Source organism: Chloroflexota bacterium (assembly GCA_016219275.1).
Classification (GTDB): domain Bacteria; phylum Chloroflexota; class Anaerolineae; order UBA4142; family UBA4142; genus JACRBM01.
Window position 1 is genome coordinate 1 of record JACRBM010000010.1, and the last position, 12,941, is coordinate 12,941.

At 54.9% G+C, this 12,941-nt stretch carries 7 protein-coding genes; 1 reads left to right on the forward strand and 6 read right to left on the reverse strand.

Annotated features, from left to right (window positions below):
* Nucleotides 1-107 precede the first annotated feature (107 nt).
* The 6 genes from HY868_01400 to HY868_01425 all read right to left on the reverse strand — a co-directional run bounded on the left by HY868_01400 (nucleotide 108) and on the right by HY868_01425 (nucleotide 9,558).
* Nucleotides 108-1,001: a hypothetical protein gene (locus HY868_01400; GenBank protein MBI5300763.1), complete on the reverse strand. Its 894-nt coding sequence runs from the start codon at nucleotides 999-1,001 to the stop codon at nucleotides 108-110.
* 21 nt (nucleotides 1,002-1,022) lie between these two features.
* Nucleotides 1,023-4,421: a hypothetical protein gene (locus HY868_01405; protein MBI5300764.1), complete on the reverse strand. Its 3,399-nt coding sequence runs from the start codon at nucleotides 4,419-4,421 to the stop codon at nucleotides 1,023-1,025.
* A gap of 270 nt (nucleotides 4,422-4,691) precedes the next feature.
* Nucleotides 4,692-6,680 (reverse strand): phosphonate ABC transporter, permease protein PhnE, encoded by a 1,989-nt coding sequence (gene phnE / locus HY868_01410; protein ID MBI5300765.1) that lies wholly within the window; start codon nucleotides 6,678-6,680, stop codon nucleotides 4,692-4,694.
* A 67-nt stretch (nucleotides 6,681-6,747) separates the two neighbouring features.
* Complete coding sequence (phnC, locus tag HY868_01415) at nucleotides 6,748-7,506, reverse strand: phosphonate ABC transporter ATP-binding protein (protein ID MBI5300766.1); 759 nt, start codon at nucleotides 7,504-7,506, stop codon at nucleotides 6,748-6,750.
* 64 nt (nucleotides 7,507-7,570) lie between these two features.
* Complete coding sequence (gene phnD, locus HY868_01420) at nucleotides 7,571-8,752, reverse strand: phosphate/phosphite/phosphonate ABC transporter substrate-binding protein (protein ID MBI5300767.1); 1,182 nt, start codon at nucleotides 8,750-8,752, stop codon at nucleotides 7,571-7,573.
* Between the two features lie 176 nt (nucleotides 8,753-8,928).
* The gene (locus HY868_01425) at nucleotides 8,929-9,558 is read right to left on the reverse strand and encodes a hypothetical protein (GenBank protein MBI5300768.1); all 630 of its coding nucleotides are present in this window, start codon (nucleotides 9,556-9,558) and stop codon (nucleotides 8,929-8,931) included.
* A gap of 149 nt (nucleotides 9,559-9,707) precedes the next feature.
* On the opposite strand from HY868_01425, the gene uvrA reads away from it, so the two are divergent.
* Nucleotides 9,708-12,584: an excinuclease ABC subunit UvrA gene (gene uvrA, locus HY868_01430; GenBank protein ID MBI5300769.1), complete on the forward strand. Its 2,877-nt coding sequence runs from the start codon at nucleotides 9,708-9,710 to the stop codon at nucleotides 12,582-12,584.
* Nucleotides 12,585-12,941: the final 357 nt, after the last annotated feature.

Genomic DNA, 12,941 nt, shown 5'->3' on the forward strand with positions numbered 1-12,941 from the left:
CAATTCACAGGGATATATCGTCGGCGTCGTATGGTATAATGTCTTTGGGGTTCTCATGCGCTGCTCTTTCTTTGGTAGGATAGAGACAGTGTGCATGAGAACCCTGTTTAGTCAAAAAGTGAGTTTTGCGGTACTGCGTAAATAGCCAATTCGGGAATATACCGCAAGAGCGCAAAGAAAATCACATGAGCTGCGATGAATAGGAGCACTTGTTCAGCAAAAACGATCAACTTGAAGGCGCGTTCCCAGTTAAACGGATCGCACCACCGTTCTGCGAATGGCACATCAATGATCGGCGTGGCATTCGCTTGCGGTTCCGTCGCATCATCTGTCGGTTTGTTCGACTGTTTTTGCGCCGGGGCGACGTGTTCCAGGAGGTGCGCGTGGTCGCGGGATTTTTGCCAATCGGTATGCTTGAGTGTCACTCGCCGCTCGCCGCTATCGGCTTCCTTTTCGAGGTCGTCGCTTGCCGCGCGGAACCAGCTGAACGCTTGACGATACGCGTCAATGGTCTCCTGCCAGCGATCACGATACAAGAGCCGACATTGCCACTCCAAGACATAAGCAATCGAAAGCCATGCCACGCCCAGGTTGTGGGACCGCTGTTCTCCTGAGTATGGATCAAAGTGAAAAACGCTTTTCTGCAACTGCTCGAGTGCTCTGTCCCAATCGTTGCCGCGGTTGCCTAGTCCAAAATAAATCATGCCTAGGAAATGGCACGCCATACCTTGCGCATAACTATCGCTGGCGCTCAGTCCAAGTTGGTAGAATTCACGCGCACACTTGATCGCTTCGGCAAATAGTGTCGGTTTGAAATCTTGCTCGAATGCCTCTTTGTAGAGCCGGAGAATTTCCTCGCGTAGTTGTGAGTTTACTTTGAGATGTTGCGCCTCAAGATAGTGCATCAGATCAAAAGCCAACTGGGTTGGCTTTTTTTCCTCCGGTTCAGAACCGTTCTTCTTTTCAGTTTCAGTTTCGGATTGCATCGTTTTTTCGTCCATGCCAGCTTCCCTATTTAGTTTTTATTTCGAATCATCCACCGAACCGGTAAAGCCCCGGTTATCGCCGACAATGAAGGTCTTTTGTCCTTCGGATTGAGCGATTTTTTCGAGCGCCTCCACATCGAGATATTTCTCGATGAGTTGCATGTAACGTTTTGCCAACTCCTCATTGTGGAAAGGCATCCCTTCGGCGTTGTTGAGCGGGTCAACGAGTTGTTTGAAAAATTCCTTCCGCAAACTCGTGCGCTCTTGCTCCATCCGGCGAAACTTGAGCGCCTCGCCTTCGCCTTCGCGCGCGCGCGTTTCCTTGTCGGCTTCGGCGCTAATGACCTGCGCCTGGCGATCCAATTCGGCGATGATCTTTTTCTCGAGCGCGGCGCGCGCCGACGCGGAAATCTCAATCGCGCCAATCGTTGCGACGACAATTTCGACCCCGAGCACATTGATCGTGCGCGCGTTGATCGTATCTTTCAAATCGTTCGTGAGTTTTTGTCGGGCATCGCCGGCAATCGCAATCATATCCTCAAAGTTGTACTGCGCGACCACATCGCGAATGATGGACGCGCTGATCGAATTCACTGCACTCGTCCAATCGCCGCCTTTGGGCGACCAGATTTTCTCGCGAATCAGTTTCTCGTCGAACTGATACTGCCCGCTCGATCCGGTCGGATGCCCTCGGTCTACGCGATGAAACACGGAGACCTCGACGCTGCCCAGCTCCATTTTGTCCAACGTCATGACATTTTTGACGACGACTTTTTCCGGTCGTACCGGCAAGTACACCACCATGCTCGCGCGTTCGAACGGTTCGAGCCAGGTGACGCCGTTTCCAACTACGCGCGTAACGCGTCCGCTCTTTTGCAAAACGACTGCGTGTCCTTCCTCCACGATCAGCACGCCCGGTCCACCGAGACGCGCTAGATCGCCAACCGCCGGGCGCAGGGTCTTGAGGTCATTGTTCGCGACGTACTGCTCGATCTTGTGAATGCCCAGTTGCACATCCATGATCCAGCGCTGCGCTTGTTGGACTGTGATATCCTGGTGTTCGGCTTGCATCACGCGCGCCGCTAACGCGCTGTAACCGGAAACCAGGAGCCACACCACACCCGCGGATAAAATGAAACCCAGGATCGTCGCCCAGAACAAGCGCAACAATGTCGGGCGCAACCAGAAACGATGAAGCGCATACGTGCTGAAAGCATCTTGCATGTCGCGTAGGTTGATCGCGCCCCACGCTTGAATGCTGGGAAATTCGTTACCATCACCTGCCGCGATGACAGTATTGTTTTGCGTGATGCCCAATGTGTGAATGGATTTGGCTTGCGCGTCCACCGCATCCATCAGCGCGCCATCTTCGACATTCCACACGCGAATCTGGTTGTCATCACTTCCCGTGATGATGAACTTGCTGTCGCGGCTAAACGTCATCACATTGACGATGCCGGACGCCGCCAACGTGATTGGCTTGGTCGCGGTGATGCCATTCGCATCGGACGACCACAGAAACGTACTTCCGTCCGTACTCGCGGACGCGAGCACTTTGCCGTTCGGCGCGAAAAGTAATTGCGTGACGGTTCCCTTTTGTCTGGGGAGACGCAAGAATTCAGTCGTGTCTTTCCACAATTGAATCTCGCGATCTACGCTACCAATGGCAAGCACCACACCATCGGGACTGTACGCTAAACTTGTGACCGCGTCCGAGAAAGGTTTGATCTCGCGATACGCGCTCTCGGTCATTTGATAATAACGTACCGCACCTTGCGCGTTACCCACCACGACGCGATTGCTATCGAGCGGATGCGCGGCAAGACTCGTCAGCGGGTACGGCTCCCAGGTCAATTCGCGCAGCAAAAGTTGATCGGCGATATTCCATCGGCGCAGAGTTCCACCGCGCGTCGCCGCGAAGATGAACACCGGGTCGGCGCTGAACGCGACGCGTATCACCGGGTCCAACGCGCCGTCGAAATGTTGCGTGATGCGTTTTTCCGCCCATTGCCACACGCGTATTTTTTTCTCCGCGCTTGCCGATGCAACGGATTTTCCATTCGGACTGAATGACACCGCCAAGACGCGCTCATCGTGTTCAGCCAAAACTTGAACCACTTTACTTTCGATGACTTTCCACACGCGAACGGTTTTGTCGTCACTCCCGGAGACAAAGTAATCACCCGTCGGATCGAAAGCCAGACTCGTGATCGTGCCTTCATGCCCCGCGTACGTATACATCGCCGGCTTGAGCGGCGTGGGCGAGGGACCTGGTGTTGCGGTGGCGCGCGGGTTGCGCGTGGGTGTCGGCGGCGGTGGATTCTGGGTTTCCCACAGACGCACTTTTTTGTCCGAATCACCGGTGATAAAATAACCGCCGTCTCGGCTGAACGCCGCGCTCGTGATGGGTTCGCGACGGTCTTGATACATCTCGTTGATCAACGATTTGTCGCTGACGCGGTGTCGGCGCAAATTCCGCATTTGATTTAACGAAAGCAATTCAGCCCCGTCCGGCACAAAGACCATCGCGAGAATTTTCTCCGCGTGGTCAATCTTGCCCAGATAATTGCCATCGCTGACTTGCCATAGATGGATGACGCCGTCTTCGCTCGCCGTCGCAAGCGTTTTTCCATCGCGACTGAACGCGAGCGCCGAAATGGGCGCGGTGTGCTTTTCGAGTTTGCGCCACACCAATCCATCACCCACACGCCAGAGAATCACGGTCTTGTCATCGCTGCCGCTCGCGAGCAACAAACTATCCGGGCTGAACGCCAGCACGCGCACAGGCGCTTTATGCTCAAGCAACTGATGAACCAACAAGGGGTGACGAAAATTCAAAAGGCGAATCGTACGATCCGCGCTCCCAAACGCCAACAACGCGCCGTCGGGCGAATGCGCGATGCTGAGAAATTCATCGGGGTACTTGGTGTACGGCGTGTAATCGCTTTTCGGCAATTCGACGGGACCAGCAAAATCTTTTTGGCTCGCCGTCCAAAATCGAATTCTGCCTTCCGCACCGCCGGCAACCAATTGATTGCCGTTCGCGTTCAGCGCCATCGCGTTGACCTGTCCCGGCAAACCCAGCAACGGCGGGTAGAGATCGAGCCGGGTCGGCAAATTGTCGTACGTCGGATTCTTGTAGAGCGTGTAGAGTGATGTACTAAAAATGTTGAACAGTGATACAGCTAGGATTAGCGCGACGAATAGCACCAGACAGACAAAACTGTAAAAGCGATATGGCGGTTCCACTTTTCGCGTGCGCCACTCGCAAAACCAGGGACGTACCACCTTCACGAAAAACAATCCTGTCGCTCCCAACCCCCACAGCCAAAAGAATATGGTCGCCGGCTCGGACAGGCGAAAGAAAAACGATAGCACTAAAATGCCGGCGAGGCAAAGGAAAACCTGGGTGAGCCGTTTGAAGAATTGCGTCATTGGATCATTCCAATCGTCCCCAAATTAGATAACAAAAAGCACCTGTTCTGCACGCGTCGAACGCGCCCAGCAACAGATGCTAGCATCCGAAAAAACGAACATCCACGAACTCGTCACGCGCGCCGTTGCTAAACAAGCATCGCCTCCGCACGTCAAAGTGAACTGATGGACTGCGTAGTACAGCTCGTGGGACCAAGTCAAACGTTATCTTCGTTTTTCAGTATAACACACCGATTCTGAAATCGCAAAATTAAATGGTGTTCTCTGCGCCTACACCATCTTCTCGCGAATTTTCGCGCTCGCGAAATCCATGAGCGCGACGACGATGACAATCAGCGCGACGACGGTGCCGGCTTTGTGATACTGCAACTGCCCAAAGTACGTCGAAAGGAGCAAGCCGATGCCGCCGCCGCCGGCAAAGCCGATGATCGTCGCCATACGCACGTTGATATCCCACTGATAAATCGCGTACGAGATGAACGGCGGCACGATCTGCGGAATGATCGCGTACACAATCGCCTGCAGACGCGTTGCGCCGGTCGAGAGAATCGCTTCGAGCGGACCCGTGTCAATGTTTTCAATCGCGTCCGCGAACAACTTACCGATGAGACCGTATGTCGTCACGGCAAGCGCAAGCATTCCAGCAAATGGTCCGATGCCGACCCAGAACACGAACAACGCGACGTACATCAACGCTTCGATGGAACGCAAGATGTCGAAGACCAAGCGCGTGAGATAATAAATCCACACCGACAGACGACTGCGCCCGGTCAAATTACGCGCGGCGAGAAAACTGAACGGAATCGCGATGATCGCACCCAGGGTCGTCGCGAGCAATGCCTGGAAAATCGTGACGATCAATTGCTTGAGGACGACCTCGAAAATATCCGGGCGCACATCAATCGTCACAAAGTCGGTCAACAAGCGGACGAACGTCGGCGCGGGTTCGAACAAGGTCCGCAGATCAATTTTCGTCACGTTCCACGTATACCAGAGCGCGACCAGACCCAGAATCGTGTACGCGATTGCGCGCGGCGATTTATACAAGGGTGTGGGCGCGGCTTGCGTAACCTGGGTATCGCCGATCAAGATTCGATTGCGCCAATACGCGCTCGCGTAATCCACAACGATGATCACAATCGCGATTGCCCACAACGCCGCGGCATACTGCTCGTACGCGCTTTTCCGAATCGCCTCCAACACGAAAAAGCCGATGCCGCCGCCGGCGACGAAACCAATAATCGTCGCGGCGCGCATGTTAATGTCCCATCGCAACAGCGTGTAGGCGAGAAACGGCGGTACGATTTGCGGAACCACCGCAAAGCGAATCACCTGAAAAAGATTCGCGCCGGTCGCCGTGACTGCTTCGATCGGTCCCGCGTCAATGTGCTCGATCTCTTCCGAGTACAACTTGCCCAGCGCGGCAATCGAGTGAATGGTCAACGCGATAACGCCGGCAAAGTTGCCCAAGCCGACCCAGACGATCACGAGCAAGCCCCAAATCACCGTGTCCACCGCGCGCACGACGTTGAGAATCGTTCGCATCCCATAATAGATCGCGGTCCCACCGGGCACGCGCGCCATGATATTGTGCGCCGCGAAAAAACTCAAGGGGATCGCCAAGAAAATGGAGAGCACGGTCGCGATCAAACCAATCGCAATCGTTTCGACCAGTTTGCCCGGCTTGAAGGTCCCTTCAACAACCTTGCCAAAAATATCGCCGAAATTTTCGCTGAGTTGCAGATTGACGGCAACTTCGCTGCCGGTGAAATGATTCCACAGGCATTCCCAGGAACAGCGCGCGGCTTCGCCATCCACCTCGCGCGAAACCAGGTCGGGATTCACCAGCGCGGTTCCGACCTTGCGCGCATCGTCAAATCGCGTAACCAGGCGCTCGAGCCGAATATCGGTCACATTCCACGCGAGAAAATATAACACGACCGCCGCGAGCAACAAGCCGATCCACGCGAAACTCGCTTGTCCGCGCGCCACGCGATACGCATCGTAAATGTTCCACAATGCGAACGCTACGAGGACAAGCCACAACCAACTCGTGGTCACACCGCCAAATTCGATTTGACCGATCTTGAAAAAATCGAGCGCCCAATAGATCAAATACGCGAGCGTGATCGCGGTTCCAAAAATGGCAATCCCGCGCCAGCGATTCTTGAGGTAAAACTGTCCCGCGCCGGGAAGGACGAGCGAGAGAAACCCCGCGGTGAGCGCGCGGGAGGATTGCGCAGAGTTCGGAAGTGTCATAGGATTTCCAATTGCCGATTGCCGATTGCCGGTTTTCGATTTGATTTGCCCAATCGAAAATCGAAAATCAAACGATGGTGACGCGTTCGGCTTCTTGCCCGTAAATCGCCTTGAATTGCGCGTCGTCAATCTCTTTGGGTAAGCCCTGAAAAACGAGTTGACCATCTTTGAGCGCGATGGCGCGCGTCGCGTACCGGTGCACGAGATCAAGAAAGTGGAGCGAGCACAACACGGTAATGCCGCGTTCCTTGTTCAGTAGTTCGAGGTACTTGAGAATCGAATGCGCCAGCACCGGATCGAGCGACGCGACCGGTTCGTCGGCGAGAATTAACTTTGGCTCTTGCATCAACGCGCGCGCGATCCCGACCCGCTGTTGCTGTCCACCGGAAAGCGAATCGGCGCGGACGTACGCTTTCTCACCCAGCCCGACCGTATCGAGGCTCGCCAGCGCGCGTTCGGTATCCGCAGACGAGAAATAATTGAACAGACTCTGCCACGGGCTGACATAACCCAAGCGCCCCGACAATACATTCGTCATCACCGACGAACGCTTGACCAGATTGAATTGCTGAAAAATCATTCCGATTTGCCGGCGCGTTTTTCGCATATCGGACGACGAGAGCGCGGTAACGTCCGTGCCATTCCAAATAATTTTACCGGAGGTTGGATCAATCAGACGATTGATGCAACGCAACAGCGTGGACTTGCCCGAACCGCTCAGTCCAATCACCGCGAGAAATTCGCCCTCTTTCACTTCAAAACTCACATCGGTGAGCGCGCGCGTTCCGTTGGGGTACACTTTGGAAAGATGTTCGACTTGCAGCATAATGACTCCGCGAGAGACAACGAAAACCTGACAGGTCGGGAGACCTGCCAGGTTTTCAGATACTTTACTTGACGAGCGATGCGGGATCTACACCGGCTTTTTTGAGCACGCCAGCGAAATCATCGTAGAACGTGGCATTGATCACTTGAAAGTCGTCAATCGAATAGATGCTGCGGAGTACCGCATTCCCGCCCGGATCTTTCGCCATCGCGACGAGACCATCCGTGATCGCTTTCTTCATCGCGGGATCGAATCCCTTGACGAATTGCACACCGTCATTGGGAATTTTGTCCGTGACGGCAAACGCAGTGACCTTATCCGCGATATCGGGATACGTCGCCTTGAGATTCGCGGCGGCGTCGGTCAGCACGTCAATGAAGGTCACACCCGCGTCACAATCACCCTTGTAGACCGCGAGACCCACGTTGTTATGCGAGCCGGCATTCTGCACGGCTTTGAGATCTTTTTCGGAATTGATGCCGTTCGCCTTCAGGATGATGTTCGGAATGATGTAGCCGGAGGTCGAGTTCGGGTCTACAAAGCAAAAAGTCTTGCCTTTCAGATCGGCATAACTTTTGATGTTGGAATCTTTCTTCGCGATAAATTGACCTTTGTAGTACGCGGTCAACTTGCCGGCGTCGGCTTTGTCGGGATCAATCGCGTTCGTGTTGTACTTGCGCATCACCGCGAGCGCGGGTTCGATGTCGTACTTGGCGCGCGCGAGCAAAACCGAGAACGTGTTGAGGAAACCAACTTGCGCCTTGTTCGCGCCCATCGCTTCGATGGAGGCGGCGAATGTCGTACCAACCTCAACCTTGAAATTCAAGCCGTACATTTTCTTCAAGCAGTCGCCAATATCCTGACCGCCTTTCGTGATGCGCGCCACGTCACCGGACGGAACGAACGACATCACGATGGGCTTGTCTGCAGAACCCAGGTCGCCAGCTTTAACGGCGATGGGTGCGCCGACCGGATCACACTTGGCGACGGGAACCGTCGGCTTGGGCGCGGCGGTCGGGGATGCCGCGGCGACCGGGGGCTTGGTCGGCTCTGGCGCTTTGGTTGGTTCGGGCGCTTTGGTGGGAACCGCAGTCGGCGCGACGGTTGGTGGGACCGCCGTTGGCTTCGGCGCATCGGTCGGCTTGGGTGCCGCCGTCGGTGGTACTGGGGTTGCCGTCGGCGCAGGCGCGCACGCAACCACCACGAACACAATCAGCAACAACGCGAACAGAACGAACTTTTTCATTCTTCTCCTCCTTGAAATCGGTCGTCAATCTTTGACCCCGCACATCGGCGAGGCATGCGTCCAGTTTCGCACAACTAGGTCTTGCTCGCACCACCTCCTTTTCGCGTGAAGCACGCGACGTTGCGTGCCGATTCATTCACTCGCGTATGATACATCACTTTGATAGTTTTATCAAATTATCTTTGCCGTGCGAGGATCACCGCGCCCATCGTTAATAGGACAAGCATACCGAAAACCCGCACCGTCGCCAAGGGCGCGATGACAAACGCTAGAACATTGAGCGGAACAAATAAAAAGAGCAACACGCTCATCACGCGATCACGCGATGCGTCCATGTTCCACAATCCCGCGCCAAACAACGCAAGCGCGACATTCGTGCACAGGTACTTGACCTGGGACAGGATCGTCATCGCGAATAACTGACCTGGCTCGATCGGGTTGCGCGCTTGCGCGAACGCGACGAGCGCGAGCGTGACGCTGTTCTCGACGAAATCGAAAAACCCGGTGAGCAACGCAAACACGAGCGCGATGATCGCGAGCCAACCCGCGCGTTCACGCACGTACGCCGCGAGACCGATGAACATGGTAATGTACGCGACGACGAACAGATCGTCCAAGACCATCAAGGTCTGCGCCGTAGCCGCGATTCCTGGAAGCGCTTGCGCGACCGTTGCCGGCGCGAGCGATTGCAGTTTCGCCAGGTCTGGGCTCGCGCCAGCACCAACCGCGATCATCGCCGCGAGAATCAGCGCGGCAAGCGCGCCCGACCACGCGCCCAGTCGTACGAGGAATGAATTCGTTTCCACCGCTTCTCCTTCTGTGGGGTAATTTTCCAAATTGCCCACCGCCCATCCGAACAGACATTCTATTCGTTTTGCCCAAATCGCCTTTTCGTGCTAGAATGCCAGACTGAACCACGAACCAGCAATCCAAAATTTAAAATCAGAAATCAAAAATGTCACAAGACAAACTCATCATTCGCGGCGCACGCGAACACAATCTAAAGAACGTCAACATCGAAATTCCGCGCGATCAATTTGTCGTCATCACCGGCTTGTCCGGCTCGGGCAAATCGTCGCTCGCGTTCGACACGATCTACGCCGAAGGTCAACGCCGCTACGTCGAATCGCTCTCGGCGTACGCGCGGCAATTCCTCGGTCAAATGGAAAAGCCGGACGTGGATCAAATCGAGGGACTATCGCCGGCGATTTCGATTGACCAAAAAGGCGTCAGCCACAACCCGCGTTCGACGGTCGGCACCGTCACCGAAATTTACGATCACCTGCGTTTGCTCTTTGCGCGCGCCGGCGAGCCGCACTGCCCCAAGTGCGGTCGCCTGATCGCGCGGCAGAGCGTCGAGCAAATCGTGGACGCGGTCGAGCATTTGCCGGACGGTGCGCGTATTATGATTCTCGCGCCACTTATCAAAGACCGCAAAGGCGAGCACAAAAAAGTTTTCGACGATGTGCGCAAAGCGGGTTACGTGCGTGTGCGCGTCAACGACGATGTGCTCGATGTGAACGAGGACATCAAACTCGACCGCTACAAACAGCACACGATTGAAGCGGTCGTGGATCGCCTCATCATCAAACGCGAAAGCACTGACCACAGTCGCATCGCCGATTCCGTCGAGACCGCGTTGAAACTCGGCGGTGGAGTCGTTATCATCGCGCGACAGAACGAAGAAGACTTGATGTTCTCGGAGCACTTTTCGTGCCCGATTGATAACATCTCGCTCGGCGAAATCGAGCCGCGCACATTTTCGTTTAACACGCCGCACGGCGCGTGTCCCGCGTGCACCGGCCTCGGCACGCAGATGGAACTCGATCCCGACCTCATCATTCCCAACCGCGACCTTTCGCTCGACGAAGGTGCGTTGCGCGCGAACGGGATTGACAGCGGCAACGGCGAAAGTTATTTCGGCAAACTCATCGAAGCGGTCGCACGCAAGTACGGTTTTTCGACTGAAACGCCAGTGCGCGAATTGAAACGCGAGCACCTTGACCGAATTCTCTACGGCACCGGCGACGAGAACATTCGCGTCAAGTACGAAAATCAATTCGGACAAAAGCGCGAGTACGACACGACGTTCGAAGGTGTGATTCCGAATCAACTACGTCGTTACAAGGAAACCGATTCGGACTATATTCGTCAAGAGATCGAACAACTAATGACTTCGCGACCGTGCCCGGTCTGCAAAGGTCAACGCCTCAAACCCGAAGCGCTCGCGGTGACGATTGCGGAGCGCAACATCGTCCAGGTCACGGGGATGTCGGTTGTGCAGGCGCTCCAGTTCGTCAACGATTTGCCGAATCACTTTTCCGAAAAACAAAAAACGATCGCGTATCAAATTCTCAAAGAGATTCGCGCGCGCCTGGGTTTTCTTGTCAACGTCGGTCTCAATTATCTCACGCTCGACCGCAGCGCGGGCACGTTGAGCGGCGGCGAAGCGCAGCGCATTCGCCTCGCGACGCAAATCGGTTCGCAGTTGATGGGCGTGCTCTACATTCTCGACGAACCCAGCATCGGCTTGCACCCGCGCGACAACAAGCGACTCATCGAAACGTTGTTGCGTCTGCGCGATCTCGGCAACACGGTGCTCGTCGTCGAACACGACGAAGAGACGATTCGCACCGCGGACTATGTCGTTGACCTGGGTCCCGGCGCAGGCGAACACGGCGGACACGTCGTCTGCGCTGGCACGCCGAAACAAATCATGGCTTGCTCCGATTCGATCACCGGCGCGTTCCTCACCGGCGCGCGCGCAATACACATACCGAAAGAACGCCGCGCCGGCAATGGCAAGTGTCTCGTCATCAAAGGCGCGGAAGAAAATAATCTCAAGCACGTTGACGTCAAGATTCCACTCGGTAAATTTGTGTGCGTAACGGGCGTGAGCGGTTCAGGCAAATCCTCGCTCATCGTGGACATTTTGTTCCGTCGTCTCGCCCAAGTGTTTTACGGCACAAAAGACAAACCAGGCAAACACGATAGCATCACCGGCACGGACCTGCTCGATAAAGTGATTGACATTGACCAATCGCCCATCGGTCGCACACCGCGCTCGAATCCCGCGACGTACGTCGGACTGTTTACCGATATTCGCGATCTGTTCGCGACGACGAACGAAGCCAAAGCGCGCGGCTACAAAGCCGGACGATTTTCGTTCAATGTCAAGGGCGGTCGTTGCGAAGCGTGCCAGGGCGACGGCATCATCAAAATCGAAATGCAATTTTTGCCGGACGTGTACGTGCCGTGCGAAATCTGTCATGGCAAACGATACAATCGCGAAGCATTGGAAATATTGTACAAGGGCAAAAATATTTCCAACGTGCTCGACATGACGGTTGAAGAGGCGCTCGCGTTCTTTGAAAACATTCCTTCGATTCGCAAAAAACTCGAAACGTTGCGCGATGTAGGTCTGGGTTACATTCACCTGGGACAACCAGCGACGACGTTGAGCGGCGGCGAAGCGCAACGCATCAAGTTGTCGAAGGAACTCTCGCGCCGCGCGACCGGGCGCACGCTCTACATTCTCGACGAGCCAACCGTCGGCTTGCACATGGCAGACGTTGAAAAATTGCTCGAAGTGTTGAATCGTCTCGTGGACACCGGCAACACGGTCGTCGTGATCGAACACAACCTCGACGTGATCAAGACCGCGGACTGGCTGATAGACCTGGGTCCCGAAGGCGGCGACGGCGGCGGACGCATCATCGCGGAAGGCATACCGGAAGACGTGGCGCGCTTAAAGCAATCGTACACCGGACAATTTCTAAAACCGATTCTGAATTCAACATCGTTACCAAATGCTATCGGCAATCAGAGATAGAATCCAGGTTTCTAGGAGAAACCTGGATTCTGACGAAGGTGTTGGAATTGAGACGAACGGGCGAAGGCAAGGATTCTTCGCCCGTTTTTGTGTTTTATTCCCACCCACCGCGCTAACCTGGACAAGCCGAAATCGAACAAGGTAATTTGGGACGCGGATTCACGCAGATTGTCGCGGATAAAAAATCCGCGTTCATCCGCGTTCATCCGCGTCCCAAAATTTATCGCGTCCAATAGAAGCACCAGATAAACCGTGAACCAGAACGCGTGTTCAGGGCTTGACAGATGAAACAGTTCCCTTTATAATGGGAGCGCTCCCAATAATAGGGCATTTTGCACGAAAATATGTGCATTTAAG

Bases quoted from the DNA above. Each gene is read 5' to 3' on its own strand.
- HY868_01400 (MBI5300763.1), bottom strand. From the start codon at position 1,001: ATGGACGAAAAAACGATGCAATCCGAAACTGAAACTGAAAAGAAGAAC.
- HY868_01405 (MBI5300764.1), bottom strand. From the start codon at position 4,421: ATGACGCAATTCTTCAAACGGCTCACCCAGGTTTTCCTTTGCCTCGCC.
- phnE (MBI5300765.1), bottom strand. From the start codon at position 6,680: ATGACACTTCCGAACTCTGCGCAATCCTCCCGCGCGCTCACCGCGGGG.
- phnC (MBI5300766.1), bottom strand. From the start codon at position 7,506: ATGCTGCAAGTCGAACATCTTTCCAAAGTGTACCCCAACGGAACGCGC.
- phnD (MBI5300767.1), bottom strand. From the start codon at position 8,752: ATGAAAAAGTTCGTTCTGTTCGCGTTGTTGCTGATTGTGTTCGTGGTG.
- uvrA (MBI5300769.1), top strand. From the start codon at position 9,708: ATGTCACAAGACAAACTCATCATTCGCGGCGCACGCGAACACAATCTA.